Consider the following 16,657-nt stretch of genomic DNA (forward strand, 5'->3'; position numbering starts at 1 on the left):
GGTTCGTCAGTCGTCGAAGTGGGTCGCGGACCCGGCGGTGGACGTCGTCGTGCCGACCGCGAGCAGGAGATCCGGGTCACTGACGGCGGGACGGCCGTTGGGCAGCATGTTCAGCTGTCGCGCCGGGTCGAAGTGATACGGCGTCACCGCGGCGGAAATCCCTCTGGGCAAGGCGTACTTGAGGGTGAACGGTTGCACTTTAAACCTCCGTGTCGCGTTGCTTGAATTACCGTCACTTACGCACGTCTTGCGTAAGGAATTCATCACTTTCCGCCACAACGGGGTGTTGGTCGTCACATCAGCATCACCGGTTGCACGCCTTCCCCGCGATTCGTTCATCGAAGGGAAGGCCGCAACCGTCACAGGTGCCGGTCGGTCAGCAGGTCAGCGGAACGCGCGCCGGTCCGCGTGCAGCGGGGCCGAGAGCCGGATGGTGATGAACTCGTTGTCGTCGGCCTTGCCCGCCGTACGGCCCGAGGAGAACGGGAAGTTGTTGTCGTTGAGGACCGCGAGCGTGCGGTCGTCGACCAGGTTGACGTCCTCGATCGTCTGGAACGGGAAGCGGAACGTCTCCCCGGAGCCGCCGAGCCCCTTCGGGTCGGCGATGTCCAGCAGGTCGGCGACCAGGGTCTTGTCCATCAGGCCGTCGCCGTCACGGTCCCGGGTGTCGGCCAGGTAGATCCGCTTGAACTTCGCCGTGTCGCCCTGTCCGCCGTCCCGCTCGATCACCAGGAACCGGTGCCGGTCCACGGCGATGGCGTCGCCGATGGCGTTCGCGGTCGACTCCAGGCGGTAGACGAACCGCTTCCCGGTGTACGCGCGCGTGCGCAGGTCGAACTCGCTGAACCGCAGGTCCCCGGGGGTGTCACCGTTGACCGTGCCTTCGAGCAGCGGATACAGGCGGCGGCCGTCGACGGAACGGACGAGGCCCTCGAAGCCCTTGCTGCCGGCGATGTCCGGCTGGGCGCCGTTCAGATACGGGTTCTCCGGCGCCTTCACCCCCTTGAGCGCGATCGGCGCCTCGAGCAGACGGCCCTTCGCGGAGAAGTGCAGCAGCCAGGGGCCGAACTCGTCGCCCATCCAGTACGTCCCGTCCGGCATCCGCTGGATCGACTCGACGTCGAAGTCGGCGCCGGTGAGCACCCGGTCGGCCCGGGTGAGCGGGAACGGCACATGGCGGTAGGGGTCGCTGAGGTTGAACCCGCCGAGCACCGCGACCTTCCCGGTGCGCGTGTCCGGCTTGATGCGATGGACGCGGAGCAGGAAGTCGGCGCTGTTGGCCTTGTTGCCGTAGCCGTTGTCCGACAGCACCTCGAAGGTGCCGTCACGCCGGTTGACGACTCCGCTGAAGCCCTGCACCGGCTGATGCGCGAACGGCGCCGCGATCCCGTTGAAGGGGCCCGCGCCGATGGCGGCACCGGACGGCTCGCTGCCCGGCACGAACGTCTCGGCCGGCAGCACCGCGAAGCCGGTGAGCGTGGCCCGGCCGAAGCCCTGTCCGCCGGGGTGGGCCACGGCGGGGGACGCGAGGCCGAAGGTGAGTGCCGCGGCACTGACCATGATCGAAATTCTTCTCATGACGCGCACAGTAAGAGCATCGGGTGACGGGTGCGCCAACGATTGCCAACGAGGTTCGAACACCTCAGGGCGTCGGCATCCCCCCACCCTGGAGCCGCTCCAGGTCGGAGGGCCGGACCTGGATGACGAGCAGGGCGATCACCGCGGCGATGGCGGTGAAGATCGCGGCCGCGATGAAGGCGGCGGAGACTCCGGAGGCGAGGATCTCGTCGGCGTACTGGGCCGGGAGCCGGCCGGTGCGTTCGAACTGGAGCCGTTCCAGTGGGGTCGCCTGGGACAGGAACGCGGGGATCTGCTTGTCGGCCTCGTTGTTGCTGGCCGTGCCGAACGTCGTGACCAGGATGGACAGTCCGAGGGATCCGCCGACCTGCTGGGTGGCGTTGAGCAGGCCGGAGGCGGCGCCGGTCTCCTGGACGGTGACATTGGACAGCGCCATCAGGGTCAGGGACACGAACTCCATGCCCATGCCGAGGCTGAAGACGAGGATCGGGCCGAGGATGCTGCCGAGGTAGGTGGAGTCGACGTCGGTCAGGGTCAGCCAGCCCAGTCCCGCGGCGGCCAAAATCGCGCCCGTCACCATGAACGGCTTGGGCCCGTACTTCGGCAGGAGCTGGGAGGCGAGCCCCGCGCCCACCGCGATGACGGCGCTCACCGGGAGGAAGGCGAGGCCGGTGCGGAGCGGGCTGAAGTCCAGCACGTTCTGCGCGAAGAGCGTGAGGAAGAAGAACATGCCGAAGATCGCGGCGGCCAGGCTCAGCATGATGCCGTACGTGCCGGCGCGGTTGCGGTCGGCGAACATGTGCAGGGGCGTGATCGGCTGTCTGGAGCGCTGCTCGACCAGGACGAACAGGATCAGGAAGACGACGGCCGCCCCGAACGAGCCCAGGGTGACCGGATCCCGCCAGCCGTCCTGCGCGGCCCGGATGAACCCGTACACCAGCAGCACCATGCCGATGGTGGAGGTCATCGCGCCCGCGATGTCGAAGTGCCCGGGGTGGCGCTCGGACTCCCGGATCCAGCGCGGGGTGGCGAGCACGATGAGCAGCCCGATGGGCACGTTGACGAACAGCACCCAGCGCCAGTTGAGCCACTCCACGAGGATCCCGCCGGCCAGCAGCCCGATCGCGCCACCGCCCGCGGAGACCGCGGCGAAGACGCCGAACGCCCGGTTGCGTTCAGGGCCTTCACGGAACGTCGTGCTGATCAGGGCGAGGGAGGTCGGGGACGCGATGGCGCCACCGACACCCTGGAGGGCGCGGGCGGCGAGGAGCTGCCAGGAGTTCTGCGACAGTCCGCCGAGCAGCGAGGCGAGGACGAACAGCAGGACGCCGAAGACGAACACCCGCCGTCTGCCGAGGATGTCGCCCATCCTGCCGCCGAGCAGCAGCAGTCCGCCGAAAGTGAGCGTGTAGGCGTTGACCACCCAGGACAGGCTCGTCGTGGAGAAGTCGAGGGAGCGCTGGATGTCCGGCAGGGCGATGTTCACGATGGTGATGTCGAGCACCACCATCAGCTGGCAGGACGCGATGACCAGCAACGCCATACCGCTGCCACGGCCCTCGCTCCGCTCCGTCTCCTGCGGGCTGGTCCGTGCTTCGGGTGTCGGCTCCGGATTGCTCATGGCATAGCCGTGGGCGGGTGTCAGGTGGCTGGTTCCCGCCACCATTCGACGGTACGCCGGTGCCGGACGGGCCTCCAGTCGATCAACCGCCGCCGGGGATCAGCGTCCGCCGCGGATCAGCCCCGTGAGATAGCGCCACAGCGACGAGCGCTGCCGCGCGGACTGGTCCGGCAGCACCGGATCGGCCGCGTCCGGTACCGCGGGCAGGTTCTCGGCCCGGCCAGGTGCCGTGGGTCGCTCGATCACCGGGGCGAGTTCGTACCGTACGGGCAGTGAGCGCAGGCCCCGCATGAACGGCGAGGAACGCCATGGGAGTTGGTCGGCCGGCAGGGCGAGTTCCAGGTCGGAGAACCGCTCGAAGAGCCGGCCCACGCCGACCGCCGCGACCGTCGACGCAAGCTCCCGGGACGGGCACTGGCGGCGGCCCGCGCCCCAGGACAGATGCGCCCGGGTGCTGATGGTGCTGCCGGCCGCGACATGGTCGGCGAACAGCGGGTCGGCGTGCGCCGCGGCGGCGGAGACCCACACCGGGTCGCCCGCGCGGATCGTGTAGTTGCCGAGCGGGGTGTCCTTGGCGGCGAACCGCGGCACGAAGTTCACCAGCGGTGGCTTGCGCATGACGACCCGGTTCATGGTCTCCCGGATCATCCCCGCCGACATGCTGGCGCGCACTCCCCCGCCGTCGCCGGAGATGACCTCGACGACGGTGTTCGATATGAGGATGCCGACGTGATCGGAGGTCATCCCGAGCAGCATGAACAGCTCACGGGCCAGCGCGTCGAGCGACAGGTCGGGGTGCGCGGCCAGGAGATAGGAGGGGAAGTCGTCGCCGGGCTCCTTGAGCTTGACGGCCGCCAGTTCGGCGAGCGTGGCCAGCAGCCGCTCCAGGGCCGGCTCGGCGTCCGGGCCCGCGTCCAGGACACGCCACATGTCCATCAGGGCGTCGTCGCCCTGCGATCCGGGGAAGCCGAGGAGATGGCTGGCCACCATCAGGGGCAGCGGACGGGAGAACTGCGCGGACAGGTCCGCGACACCGGTGCCGCCGCCCTGTCCGACCAGGGTGATCAGTTCGTCGGCGTAGGCGGTGACGGCCGCCTTCAGCCGCTTCGCCTGCGGGTGGCCGGGATCCTGGAACGGTTTGAGCGCCGCGTCCCACGCGCCGCGCAGCGAGCCGTATCCGGGGCCGCCCTGGATCAGGATGTGGTTGACCTCCAGGGACGGGCCGAGCGGCCAGTCGGCGGGGACTTCGCCGTCGGTGCGGGCCCGCCAGTTCTCCAGCCCCTTCGGCCAGCCGTCGTCGTCCTGGAGCACCCTCAGGGCCTCGCGGTAGCCGAGCACCAGCCAGGCGGGAACGCCCAGCAGGTCGACCGGGGCGACGGGGCCGTGCTGCTGCCTGAGGCGCTCGTACACCAGCGAGGGGCGGGTCTCGTAGTCGCGGGTCAGCAGCGGCTGCGGCGTCAGCTCCTCCAGGCGGGTGCCGTCCACGCCCACGGATCCGCCCTCGCCCACCTGGGATTCCATCGTCCTGTCGCCCTCCGACACTCCCCGCACCGGCGCACTACCAGTGAGTAGCCGAACACCCCTGCGGACCCTACCCCAGGGGGCGGTTCCGGGTGAACGACGGGGCGCGAGGACATCAGCCGGTGGCCGGCGGGATGTTCTGGTTGGCGTGGAAGAAGTTGTCCGGGTCGTAGGTGCGCTTGGTCGCGGCGAGCCGGTCGTAGTGGCCGCGGTAGGTGCCGTGGACGCGGTCCGTGCTCTCTCCCTCGCCGATGAAGTTGATGTAGGCGCCGCCCATGGAGTGCGGATGCAGATCGGTCCAGTAGTCGACGCACCACTCCCGGATCAGCCCGGCGTTGGCGGGGTCCGGGTCGACGCCCGCGATCACCGCGGACCAGACGGCGTCCCGGTAGGCCCAGGCCGTGTCATCGGCGCCGGTCCGATGGGCCGCGGCGTCCACGGGATACAGGTGCATCAGGGACAGTTCGGTGGGGAGGTTCTCGCCGTACTTGTGGTGGACGTCGATCGAGGCGTCGGAGATCGTGTCGAGGAAGTCGCCGCGCCAGTACCACTGGTAGCCCTTGGGGATCAGCTCGTCGAACATGCCCTGCAGGGCGGGGTAGGGCATGGGCGTGGTGAAGTGGAAGGCGGACGGCGCCGCTTCGTTCACGGGGGCCAGGACCTCTTCCAGACGGTCGCCTTCCAGGTCGCCGGTGTAGCACCAGACGACGCCGCACATCTTCCGGCCGTGGATCGGCTCGGGGAACGGCGGCCCAGGCGGGATGGTGAACAGGGTGAAGAAGCCGTTGAGGTCCGGTGGCGCGGCGGGCAGGAACTCCCGGTACCAGCGCAGCACTTCGGGCGTGCGGTCGACGGGCCACACGGTCACGGCGACGCCGACCGTGCCCACCGGGTGCAGCCGGAAGGTGAACGAGGTGACGACGCCGAAGTTCCCGCCGCCGCCCCGCAGCGCCCAGAACAGATCGGGGTGCTCGTCCTCGGACGCGGTGACGAAGGTTCCGTCGGCGAGTACGACATCGGCGGCGACCAGACTGTCGATGGTCAGGCCGTACTTGCGGGTGAGATGGCCGTGGCCGCCGCCGAGGGTGAGGCCGCCCACGCCGGTCATCGAGATGATGCCGGCCGGCACTCCCAGGCCGAAGGTGTGGGCCGCGTGGTCCAGGTCGCCGAGCTGTGCGCCGCCGGCGACCTGCGCGGTCATAGCGCCCGGGTCCACGCGCACACCGCGCATCGTCGACAGGTCGAGGACGAGCGCGTCGTCGACCAGGCACAGTCCGGGTCCGCTGTGGCCGCCGCCGCGCACCGCGAGCTCCACTCCGGTGTCCCGGGCGACGGAGAGCACGGTCCGTACGTCCGCGGCGTCCACGCACTGGGCGAAGGCCGCGGGGCGCCGGTCGATCATGGCGTTGTAGATGGCGCGGGTCTCGTCGTAGCCCGGATCCTGTGCGGTGATGACGGGTCCCCGCATCCCCTCGCGCAGGCCTTCCAGCGCTGTTCCGCCGAAGCCACCCATGGCCGGCTCCCTCCGTGTGAGGACGGTGAGCCGCGGACGGATGGCGATTCCTGACGTCCGGGCGGGCTGCGGGGGCGTGGTGCGCGGATCCGTTCGCACCTCGTGTCGATGTCGGCAGGGCGCAGTGGCCCCGCCCTCTCCAGTGTTCACCCCTCCCCTGGCACCCGCACCTCGGACGGCGGCAGGGCGTCAGAGCAACTCCTCGGCGGACTTCGCCCCCTGTTCCCGCAGCCACCCGGCGAGCGTGTCGTGGCCCTCGCGGCGGGCGGCGTCCAGCGCGGTCAGCCGGTCGTAGCCGATCCAGTTGAGGTAACCGCCCCGTCGCAGCAGGTAGTCGGCCATGTCGTGCTGTCCGCCGTGGCAGGCGCACCACAGGGCGGCGGTGATCTCCTCGGCTCCGGGCGGGTCGGCGTCGGAGGCGAAGCAGGCGGCGACACGGTCGGTCTCGCCGAGCGCGGCGGCCTGCCACAGCGTGGTGCGGGCGCCGCGCTCCACCAGGCGCCGTGCGCAGGTCCACTGTCCGAAGGCCACGGCGTCCGCCAGGGGTGTGCCGTCGCCGATGACTCCTCCGTCGGCCTCGATGTCCGCGCCGAGGTCGAGCAGGGCGTCCAGGACACGCACGTCGTCGCAACTGGCCGCCCAGTGCAGCGGGGTCTCGCGGTGCGCGCCGGTGAACCGGGCGTTCACGTCCGCGCCGGCCGTGACCAGCGTGGCGACCGTCAGGGGACCGTCGGGCAGATGGCCCGGCCAGTCGGTGGCGAGGTGCAGCAGGGTTCGCGCCGTCTTCAGGTTGCCGACGCGTGCCGTGGCCAGCCCGGGATGCGCGGTGAGCAGATCCTGGAGCGCCGCGACGTGGCCGGTACGGATCGCCTCCACGACGGCGTGGGCGAGCGGGGATGTCGTTTCGATCAGCATGCGGGCCCTCCCGGATTCCCTGGAAGCTGTCGGATTCCGCGGAACTGGAAGCTGTCGGATTCCTCAGAAGCTGAAGGTCATGAACGCACCGAGGCCGCGGTCGGCCGCCGCGCCGAAGAACTCGACCAGTTCGCCGTAGGCGCTCTCGAGCCACTCCGGCTCACCCTCGTTGTCCCAGACGCGGGGGTAGACGTCCTCCTTGTTCATCCGCTCCGCGTCGTAGTGGACCGCCAGCCGCTGCCACGGTGTGGCCCGCAGCTCCCGTGCCGCGGTCCGCACGTCCTCAACGGACCACCCGAACAGGGTTCCTTCCTCCACGATCACGAACCCGTCCATCATGAACTCGAGTCCCATCTCGGCCTCGTCCAGCAGGAACTGCAGGCCGCCCCACGCCTTGTCCAGGTCGGCGCTGGGCCGGTCCGGAACCGCGGAGTCCTCGCTCTCGTAGAGCTCATCGACGTGGTCCACCGCCCAGCCCGGGTCCTCGACCGCCTTGTCCAGCTCTTCCGTGGTCGCGCTGATGAACGAGATGTACATGCCCATGGCCGGTGGTTCCCCCTTGGAGTGCCGATGACATCCCGATGCAACCACGGGGTACTGACAATGGGCCCTGGCCTCGTCTTTTACACCAGCGGTGAGTCGTCACGCCCGCTCGTAGTGGCTGGGCCTGCCGTCCCGGTGGACCAGCCGGCCCAGGCGTCGCGCCCTGGCATGGGGCATCAGGGTCCACCCGCCGTCCGCCTCGCGCAGGGCGACGGAGTGCCAGGGCGTGGTCCACACATCGGGGGCGTCGAGCAGCCGGATGCCGAACTTCGCCGCGCCCACCGGCTGGGGGTGGATCGACAGCCGTACGGCACGCGGATGGTGATCGGCGATCAGCCGACCCCAGGCGCGGCTGCGCTGGATGACGCCGTACGCCCGTCTACGGCACTCGCGTTGCAGCGCGGAGCGGGTGCTGCCGGCGTGGTCGGCGGTGTCCTCGACCAGGAAACGGGTGATGCCCCGGTACAGGGCGAGGGTGGGCGCGTCGGCGCGGACCTCGGCGCGCAGGGCGTCCAGGGCTGGGGCGTAGCGGTCGTGTACATGGGCGCGTTTGGCGTCGTGCGGGAGGTCGCCGAGGACGTCACGCAGGTCGAAGACGGTCAGGTGGCGGAGTCCCAACTTCCGGATCTGTGCGCGTAGTTCGTCCGCATAGGCGTCGATGTGTTCATCAGGGACCCGGATCAGGTCGCCGAAGACATGGCCGTCGGAGCAGATGACGACCTGGGCGCCGGGCGGGTGGATCTCCTCGATCTCGGCGCACAGGGTGTCGAGGAAGGTCAGGGAGAGGCGTTCGCCCATGTCGGGGAGGTGGCCGAGGGTCTTGGCCGGGTTGGGTGACTTGCAGGGGAAGCCGGGGAGGGTGAGGACGACGGGGGCGTCCGCGCGGACGAAGTCGGCGATCCGGCGCAGTTGATGGGGGAACGCCTCGGCCGGGGCGTGGGGTTGGTCGGTGGTGCGGTGGTGCGGGAGGAGGAGGTTGAGGATGGCGGTGCTGATACGGGTTGTGGTGAGGGGGTCGGGTGCGGTCGTCGTCGGCGGCATGGGTCCTCCGTCGCGGGCGGGGTGTTGCGGGGTCAGGTCAATGGCCCGGCCTGGTTTCACAGCCGTCGGTCGTAGGCCACCGGAAGGTGGTTCGTGCCGCGTCCCAGGACGGCCGGGATCCACTCGATGTCCTCGTCCTCGACGGCGAGGCGCAGTCCGGGCAGGCGGGTGAGCAGGGTGCCGAGGGCGATGCGGAGTTCGGTGCGGGCGAGGGCGGCGCCGGGGCAGAAGTGGATGCCGTGGCCGAAGGCGAGGTGGGGGTTGGGGCTGCGGTCGAGGTCGAGGGCGTCGGGGTCGGGGAAACGGCGCGGGTCGCGGTTGGCCGCGCACAGGGAGACGATCACGGAGTCGCCCGCCGGGACCTCGGTGCCGGACAGGTCACTGTCGCGGTCGAAGAAGCGCCAGGTGGTGAGCTCGAAGGCGCTGTCGTGGCGCAGGAGTTCCTCGACGGCGCGGGGCATGAGGCCGGGGTCGTCGCGCAGTCGGGCCAGTTGGGCGGGGTGACGGAAGAGGGCGATCAGGGCTGTGGTGATCTGGTTGGTGACCGGTTCTTGTCCGGCGACCAGCAGCTGGAAGATCATCGAGTCGAGCTCTTCCTGGGCCAGTTCACCCTGGTCGCGGGCCGCGACGAGGCGGCCGAGCAGATCACCGTCCCCTTGCTCCCGCTTGTGGGCGACGATCTCGGCGATATAGCTCTCCAGGCCGTGCAGCCGGGCCTCGTACAGCGGCCGCCCGGGGTCCGTGGGCCCGACCGGCTGGACGACCTTGCCCCAGTCGCGGTCGAAGCGCGTCGCCAACTCCTCCGGCAGGCCGATGACTTCGGCGAGGACCTGGAAGGGGAAGCGGGCGGCGAATCCGGCGACGAGGTCGGCGGGGCCGGTGTCGGGGAGCGCGTCGACCAGAGCGTCGGCCAACTCCTGGAAGCGCGGCGTCAGTTGCTCGATGCGGCGCGGTGTGAAGGCGTCCGTGACGAAGCGCCGCATGTGGGTGTGGCGCGGTGGGTCCTGGTGGAGGAGGTGGACCTGGAGCCGGGAGTGCTGCGGCTCGGGCATGATCGAGGCGCGCTCGCGCCAGCGGTCGTTGCCCCGGTCGTGGTTCTTGCCGAGCCGGTCGTCGTTGAGGGCGGCGTGGGCGGCGTCGTAACCGGTGACGAGCCAGGCCCGGACGCCACTGGGGAACAGGACGCGATGGACCGGACCGGCGTCGCGCATCCGCTCGTACAGCGGATAGGGGTCGGCCTTGTACGGGCAGCCCATCAGCGGGATCGGGTCTGTGAGGGACGTCATGGGTGGTGGTGCTCCTCAGAGGGCGAGTTCGGGGCGGTGGTGGTCCAGCCATAGGGCGAGGTCGACGACGCGTTCCAGGCGGAGGCGGTGGCCCCACTCCAGGTGTTCGGGCGGGGTGTCTAGGCAGGGCTTGATGCGGGCCTCGTCGGCCAGGGCCCGCACCTGCTCGTCGGCGAGGGCGTCACGGGCCAAGTCCTGGAGTCCGCGGTTGTAGTCGGGGTGGTGGGTGGCCGGGTAGTGGTTCTTGGGGCGGTGCAGGACCGAGTCCGGCGCCAGCCCGGCCCCGGCGGCGCGCAGCAGGCTCTTCTCCCGCCCGTCGAAGCTCTTCAGCGCCCAGGGCGTGTCGAAGGCGTACTGCACGAGCCGGTGATCGCAGTAAGGGACGCGGACTTCCAAACCCTGCGTCATGCTCAACCGGTCTTTCCTGTGCAGGAGTTGGCGCAGCCAGCGGGTCAGGGACAGGTGCTGCATCTCGCGCTGCCGGTGCTCGGTGGGGCTCTCGCCGTCGAGGTGCGGCACGGCGGCGAGGGCGGTGCGGTAGGTGTCGTCGCGGTACTCGCCGATGCGCAGGTCGAGTTCGGGGTTGAGCGGCATGGCCGCGTCGTCGCCGGTGACCAGCAGCCAGGGGAAGGTGTCTGCGGTGAGGGCCCTGGGGCTGTGGAACCAGGGGTAACCACCGAACACCTCGTCGGCCGCCTCTCCGGACACGGCGACGGTGGAGTGCCGCCGGATCTCCCCGAACAGCAGATACAGCGAGGTGTCCATGTCGCCGACGCCGATCGGCGAGTCCCGGGCCACGACGACGGCTCTGCGGTGCTCGGGGTCGAGCAGGGCGAGCGGATCCAGTACGACCGTGCTGTGTTCGGTGCCGATGAACGCGCCCGCCTCCTGGGCGTACGGCGTGTCATGGCCGGTGCGCAGGACGTCGCCGGTGAAGCTGTCGGCCTGGTCGCTGTAGTCGACGGCGTAGGAACGGATACGGGCGTCCGGGCCCTCGCGCAGCCGGAGTTCATCGGCGAGCAGGGCGGTCAGGACGGTGGAGTCGATACCGCCGGACAGCAGGCTGCACAGCGGTACGTCGGCCTCAAGCTGGCCGCGGGCGGCCGTACCGACGAGGTGTCCGATCCGCTCCACGGCGGCGTCCCGGTCGCCGTCGTGCGCACCGGCCTCCAACTGCCAGTAACGACGCTCCCGGATGCCGTCCCGGTCCAGGACGAGCAGGCCGCCCGGCTCCACCTCGCGCACACCGGACCACACCGCCGGCCCGGTGTTGAACAGCAGGCTGTACGCCTCCCGCAGCCCGTCCGCGTCGACCTTCGGCCGTAGCTCGGGGTGCTCGAAGAGCGCCTTGGGCTCGGAGGCGAAGGCCAGGCCACCGTCGACGGCCGCCCAGAACAGCGGCTTGACGCCGAGCCGGTCACGGACGAGGAACAGACGCTGGGCGCGCTCGTCCCAGACGGCAAAGGCGAACATGCCGTCCAGGTGCTCGGCAAGCCCGTCGCCCCACTCTTCGTAGGCTCGCAGCACGACCTCGGTGTCACTGCGGGTCCGGAAGTCGTGTCCGCGGCGACGCAACTCGGTGCGCAGGGCGTGGTGGTTGTAGATCTCACCGCTGTAGGTGAGGACGGCAGTGGGCTCGTGCCGTCGGTCGGTCATCGGCTGGGTGCCGCCTTCGAGGTCGATGACTGCGAGGCGGCGGTGGCCGATGGCGGCCCGCTCGCCGAGCCAGACACCTGCGGCGTCGGGGCCGCGCCGGGAGAGGGCGGCGGTCATGGCTTCGATGACCGTGGCCTGGGCGCGGGCGTCGCTGTGGAAGGACGCCCAGCCGGTGATTCCGCACATGGTTCACTCCTAGGTCAGCGGAAGACGGTGTCGGTGGCCCGCTTGGGCCCGGCCGCCGCCCCGGCAGCGCGAGCAGAGGTACGGCGACTGCGGCAGCCCCGGGCGGCGAGCCCGAGCACCGGCCCAGGGACCAGACGGCAGTGGCCAACGCGGGGCCGAGGGTGAAGCCCAGGCTTCGGGCGACCTGGATCGTGGAGCCGACGGTGGCGGTCCGTTCGGCCGGGGCAGCGCTCATGACCAGGGCCTGGGTCGGTCACGGGAGACGGTGTCGGTGGTCCGCTCACGCCCCGCTGCCGACCGCCGGCCCCGCAGCGCGAGCAGGGGCACGGCGACTGCGGCGGCCCCGGCGGCGAGCGTGAGCCCGGCCCGAGCACCGGCCAGGGACCAGACGGCGGTGACCAACGCGGGGCCGAGAGTGAAGCCCAGGCTTCGGGCGACCTGGATCGTGGAGCCGACGGTGGCGGTCCGTTCGGCCGGGGCAGCGCTCATGACCAGGGCCTGGGTCGGTCACGGGAGACGGTGTCGGTGGTCCGCTCACGCCCCGCTGCCGACCGCCGGCCCCGCAGCGCGAGCAGGGGCACGGCGACTGCGGCGGCCCCGGCGGCGAGCGTGAGCCCGGCCCGAGTACCGGCCAGGGACCAGACGGCGGTGACCAACGCGGGGCCGAGAGTGAAGCCCAGGCTTCGGGCGACCTGGATCGTGGAGCCGACGGTGGCGGTCCGTTCGGCCGGGGCAGCGCTCATGACCAGGGCCTGGGTCGGGCCGCCGCCCAGGCCCATGCCGACTCCGGCGAGGGCCAGCCGCCAGGCCACGTCGGGCGGGGACCATGTGCCGTCCAGCGGGATGAGCAGGAGCAGGCCGGTCGTGGTCAGTGCGGCGCCGGTGACCGCGACGCGGCGCGGGCCGTACCGGTCGGCGAGCCGGCCGCCGAGGGGGCCGGCCAGGGCCATGCCGAGCGGGAAGGCGAGCACGGTCAGCCCGGTCGCGGTGGCGCTGACGCCGTCGTCGCGCTGGAGGTGCAGGGCGACGACGTAGTGCATGGCGGCGAACCCTGACGCCGAGGCCAGTACGGCACCGTGCGCCCGGAAGAGCCCCGCCGCCCGGAGAACTCCGGTCACCGGACGGCCGCCCGGACCGCGCAGCCACCACCAGAGTGGCGGGACGGCGGCGAACGCGAGCAGCACCGGCCCCACCGTCAGGGCGAGCAGCAGCATGGCCAGGCCGCCGCCCACCAGCACCGCGTCGGCCAGGGTCCGCCGGTCGGGCACGCGCGGCGCACCGTCCTCGGGCATCGCCCGCCAGGCCACGATGAGCGCCAGCAGACAGAACGGGAGCTTGACCAGGAAGACCCAGCGCCAGCCCAGTTGGTCCAGCAACAGCCCGCCCACCGCCGGGCCGGTCACCGCGCCCAGCGGGCCGAGCGTGGCGGGCACGCTCATCGCCCGGCCGCGTACGGCGGGCCGCACGGCGCGCACCACCAGCACCGGCATCAGCACGAACAGCACCGCCGCGCACGCGCCCTGCGCGACCCGGGCCGCGATCAGCCAGGCCGCCCAGGGAGCGAGCGCGGCCAGAGCACTGAACAGCGCGAAACCAGCGGTCGCCCCGCACAGCGCGAGCCGCACGCCCCCGCCGTCCAGCCATCGCCCGACCGGCAACAGCAGTGCGACGACCGGGAGTTGATAGCCGAGCGCCGCCCACTGCGCCGTCGCGGCCGAGACATGCAGGCCCTCGGAGAGGTCGGCCAGCGCCACGTTGACGATGTTCATGTCGAGCATGGCCACGAACGACAGCGCGCCCGCCACGGCCACCAGCACCCAACGGTCCTCGTCCACCGGTATGTGCCCGGGTCGCCGATCCGTCACCCTCGCGCCCCCGTGCCGGTCGCCGCCGGAACCCGGTGGTCGAAGGCGATCAACGGATCGCCGGTCAGCGGATGGTCCACCACGGTCGCCCGTACGCCGAACACCTCGGCCAGCAGGGCCGGTAGCAGTACGTCGCGGGGCGGTCCGGAGGCGACGACGTGGCCGTCGTGCAGGACGTGCAGCCGGTCGCAGACGGAGGCGGCGGCGTTGAGGTCGTGCAGGGACACCAGGGTCGTACGGCGGCGTTCGCGGAGCAGGGCGAGCAGTTCCACCTGGTGACGGATGTCGAGGTGGTTGGTGGGCTCGTCCAGGACCAGGACATCGGGCTGCTGGGCGAAGGCGCGGGCCAGCAGGACGCGTTGGCGTTCGCCACCGGACAGTTCGGTGAAGCGGCGCCCGGTGTGGTGCGCCATGCCGACATCGCCGAGCGCGCGGGCCACGACGTCCCGGTCGGTGGCGTCCTCCCCCGCGAACGCCCGCTTGTACGGCGTACGGCCCATCGCGACGACCTCGCGGACGGTCAGCTCGAAGTCGCCGCCCCGCTCCTGCGGAAGCGCGGCGACATGCCGGGCCGCCTCGGCGGGGCTGAGCCGGCGCAGATCGGTGCCGGACAGCAGGACCCGGCCCGCGGCAGGCTTGAGGTGCCGGTAGACGGTGCGGAGAAGCGTGGACTTTCCGCTGCCGTTCGGACCGACCAGGCCCGTGATCTCGCCCTCGGCGGCGATCATATGGGCGCCGGAGACGACCGTACGGCCGTCGTACGCGACGTGCAGATCCTCGATCTCGATCCTCAACTCCCGCTCCCCAGGCGTCGGTCCAGCAGATACAGCAGGGCCGGAGCCCCGATGAGCGAGGTGACCACGCCGACCGGCAGCTCCTGGGTGTCCATGGCCGTACGGCACACGATGTCGACCACGACCAGGAGCAGCGCCCCGAACAGTGCCGAGACGGGCAGCAGCCGGCGATGGTCGCCGCCGACGACCAGACGGCAGGCGTGCGGGACCATCAGCGCCACGAAGGCGATGGCGCCCGAGACGGCGACGAGTACGCCGGTCAGCAGGCTGGTGAGGGTGAACAGTTCCCGGCGCAGACGGGTGGCGTCGACGCCGAGGCCCGCGGCCGTCTCGTCGCCCATGAGCAGGGCGTTGAGGGGACGGGCCCGGGCCAGGAGCCATAGCAGGGTGACGGGCACGGCCACGGCGGGCGCGGCGAGCAGCGGCCAACTCGCGCCGCTCAGGCTGCCCATGAGCCAGAACAGCACGCTGTGGGTCTGCTGCTCGTCACCGGCCTGGAGCACGAGATAGCTGGTGAACCCGGACAGGAACTGCCCGATCGCCACCCCGGCCAGCACCAGCCGCAGTGGCGCGAATCCGCCCCGGCGCCGGGCCACCGCCCACACCAGCGCGAAGGTGGCCAGGGCGCCCGCGAAAGCCGCGCCGGACAGACCGAGCCCGAACACGCCGCCCGTGCCGAGGCCCAGCACGATCGCGGCGACCGCCCCGAGGGAGGCGCCGTTGGAGATGCCGAGGAAGTACGGGTCGGCCAGCGGGTTGCGCACCAGGGCCTGCATCGCCGTACCGACGAGACCGAGCCCCGCCCCGACAAGGGCCGCCAACAGGGCGCGGGGGACGCGGAGTTGCCACACGATCAGGTCGTCGGTGCCGGGGCGGGGAGCCTCGCCCGACAGGCGGCGTCCGACCACGGCCCACACCTCGCCCGCCGGAATGGACGTGGAGCCCCAGGCGACAGCCGCCGTGAGGGCGGCGAGCAGGGCCAGGGAGAGGGCGAGGGCGAGTGGGGCGGCGGGCAGCGAACGCGCTTCCTGTGGATCCGCCTTCAGGGTGTCGATCACGGCCTGCCGACCTTGCCCGGGTACAGCGTCTTCGCGATCGCCTCGACGGTGTCGGCGTTACGGACCCCCGCGATGGTGGTCCGTTCAGAGCCGATCCGCAGGAAGTGACCCTCCTCGACGGCCTTCAGGCCCTTGGTGGCGGCGTTCGACTCCAGCCACCGCTGTGCCTCGTCGAAGGCCTTGTCGTTCGCGGCCTCGCTGCCCCGGTCGCGTACCCCGAGCTGGATCCAGTCCGGGTTCTTCGCGATCACGTCCTCCCAGCCGACCTGCTGGTAGTCGCCGTCGCAGTCGGCGAAGACGTTGCGGGCGCCGGCCAGGGTGATGACTGCGTTGGCGACCTGGCGGTTGCAGACGGCCATGGGCTGCTTGGTGCCGGCGTCGTAGTCGAAGAAGAAGTACGTGGGCCGCTCGGGCGCGGGCGTGTCGCCAACGGCCTTGCGTACGGCGTCCACTTTCTCTCTCATGCCGGCGACGAGTTCCGAGGCCTTCGCGCGGGTGCCGGTTACCGCGCCGAGGGAGGTGATGTCGTCCTCGACGTCGGACAGGTCGGTGACCGGGCCCTTGCTCAGGGCGGCGCACGCCGTGGACTTCAGGAAGGTGTGCTTGATGCCTGCCGCCCTGAACTCGTCCTCGGTCGGCGCGTCCCCCATCCCCCCGCCCATGTTCATCGAGGCGAAGGTGTCGATGTAGAGGTCGGCGCCGGAGCCGAGGAGCTTCTCCTTGGGGATGACGGTCTCGCCGAGCACCTTCACCTGCTGCGCCCGTGCGTCGAGTTCGTCGGGCAGGGTGCCCTTGCCGGGCGGGAAGCCGGTGCCGATCACCTTGCCCCCGGCGCCGAGGCGCAGCAGCAGTTCCAGGCTGGAGGCGTTGCTTGTGACGATGTGCTCGGGGGCCCGGGTGAACGTGGTCCGCGCGCCCGCGCAGTCGGTGACGGTGACCGGGTAGCCGGTGGCGGGGCTCGCGGTGTCGTCGTTCCCGCTCCCGCCGCCGCAGCCTGTCGCCAGCAGGCCGCCGAGCACCGCGGCCGTCGAGGCCCGCCCCACACGAGAACGCATCAAAACTCCCCTGGATCCACTGGTC

The 16,657-nt window shown here is 71.3% G+C and carries 15 protein-coding genes; all 15 read right to left on the minus strand.

The window, feature by feature from the left end; translation table 11 throughout:
- Nucleotides 1-6: 6 nt before the first annotated feature.
- A complete protein-coding gene (tgmA, locus tag IE325_RS23900; protein ID WP_229911951.1) occupies nt 7-198 on the minus strand; it encodes a putative ATP-grasp-modified RiPP in 192 nt (63 codons plus the stop codon).
- 186 nt (nt 199-384) lie between these two features.
- On the minus strand, nt 385-1,578 hold the full coding sequence (locus IE325_RS23905) for an esterase-like activity of phytase family protein (protein WP_229911953.1): 1,194 nt from the start codon (nt 1,576-1,578) through the stop codon (nt 385-387).
- A gap of 64 nt (nt 1,579-1,642) precedes the next feature.
- On the minus strand, nt 1,643-3,121 hold the full coding sequence (locus IE325_RS23910; protein WP_190072315.1) for an MFS transporter: 1,479 nt from the start codon (nt 3,119-3,121) through the stop codon (nt 1,643-1,645).
- Between the two features lie 177 nt (nt 3,122-3,298).
- Nucleotides 3,299-4,720: a cytochrome P450 gene (locus tag IE325_RS23915; RefSeq protein WP_190072078.1), complete on the minus strand. Its 1,422-nt coding sequence runs from the start codon at nt 4,718-4,720 to the stop codon at nt 3,299-3,301.
- A 115-nt stretch (nt 4,721-4,835) separates the two neighbouring features.
- Nucleotides 4,836-6,233, minus strand: a complete 1,398-nt coding sequence (locus tag IE325_RS23920; protein ID WP_190072079.1) for an FAD-binding oxidoreductase — start codon at nt 6,231-6,233, stop codon at nt 4,836-4,838.
- A gap of 189 nt (nt 6,234-6,422) precedes the next feature.
- Nucleotides 6,423-7,148 (minus strand): ankyrin repeat domain-containing protein, encoded by a 726-nt coding sequence (locus IE325_RS23925; RefSeq protein WP_190072080.1) that lies wholly within the window; start codon nt 7,146-7,148, stop codon nt 6,423-6,425.
- A 63-nt stretch (nt 7,149-7,211) separates the two neighbouring features.
- Nucleotides 7,212-7,691: a YfbM family protein gene (locus tag IE325_RS23930; protein WP_190072081.1), complete on the minus strand. Its 480-nt coding sequence runs from the start codon at nt 7,689-7,691 to the stop codon at nt 7,212-7,214.
- A 99-nt stretch (nt 7,692-7,790) separates the two neighbouring features.
- Complete coding sequence (locus IE325_RS23935) at nt 7,791-8,732, minus strand: L-tyrosine/L-tryptophan isonitrile synthase family protein (protein ID WP_190072082.1); 942 nt, start codon at nt 8,730-8,732, stop codon at nt 7,791-7,793.
- A 56-nt stretch (nt 8,733-8,788) separates the two neighbouring features.
- The gene (locus tag IE325_RS23940; protein ID WP_190072083.1) at nt 8,789-10,018 is read right to left on the minus strand and encodes a cytochrome P450 family protein; all 1,230 of its coding nucleotides are present in this window, start codon (nt 10,016-10,018) and stop codon (nt 8,789-8,791) included.
- A 15-nt stretch (nt 10,019-10,033) separates the two neighbouring features.
- Complete coding sequence (gene asnB, locus IE325_RS23945; RefSeq protein WP_190072084.1) at nt 10,034-11,860, minus strand: asparagine synthase (glutamine-hydrolyzing); 1,827 nt, start codon at nt 11,858-11,860, stop codon at nt 10,034-10,036.
- Between the two features lie 231 nt (nt 11,861-12,091).
- Nucleotides 12,092-12,349 (minus strand): hypothetical protein, encoded by a 258-nt coding sequence (locus IE325_RS23950; RefSeq protein ID WP_190072085.1) that lies wholly within the window; start codon nt 12,347-12,349, stop codon nt 12,092-12,094.
- Nucleotides 12,346-13,725 carry an MFS transporter gene (locus IE325_RS23955; protein WP_229911955.1) on the minus strand — a complete coding sequence of 460 codons (1,380 nt, stop codon included), beginning with the start codon at nt 13,723-13,725 and terminating at the stop codon, nt 12,346-12,348. Before IE325_RS23955 ends, IE325_RS23950 begins: the two co-directional genes overlap by 4 nt.
- Entirely contained in the window at nt 13,722-14,519 is a 798-nt protein-coding gene (locus IE325_RS23960; RefSeq protein WP_190072086.1) for an ABC transporter ATP-binding protein, read from the minus strand. Before IE325_RS23960 ends, IE325_RS23955 begins: the two co-directional genes overlap by 4 nt.
- The gene (locus IE325_RS23965; protein WP_229911957.1) at nt 14,516-15,577 is read right to left on the minus strand and encodes a FecCD family ABC transporter permease; all 1,062 of its coding nucleotides are present in this window, start codon (nt 15,575-15,577) and stop codon (nt 14,516-14,518) included. The genes IE325_RS23960 and IE325_RS23965 overlap by 4 nt, the downstream gene beginning before the upstream one ends.
- Nucleotides 15,574-16,632, minus strand: coding sequence for an ABC transporter substrate-binding protein (locus IE325_RS23970; protein WP_190072087.1), 1,059 nt, complete (start codon nt 16,630-16,632; stop codon nt 15,574-15,576). The genes IE325_RS23965 and IE325_RS23970 overlap by 4 nt, the downstream gene beginning before the upstream one ends.
- Nucleotides 16,633-16,657 lie beyond the last annotated feature (25 nt).

The organism is Streptomyces lanatus (assembly GCF_014655715.1).
GTDB lineage: Bacteria > Actinomycetota > Actinomycetes > Streptomycetales > Streptomycetaceae > Streptomyces > Streptomyces lanatus.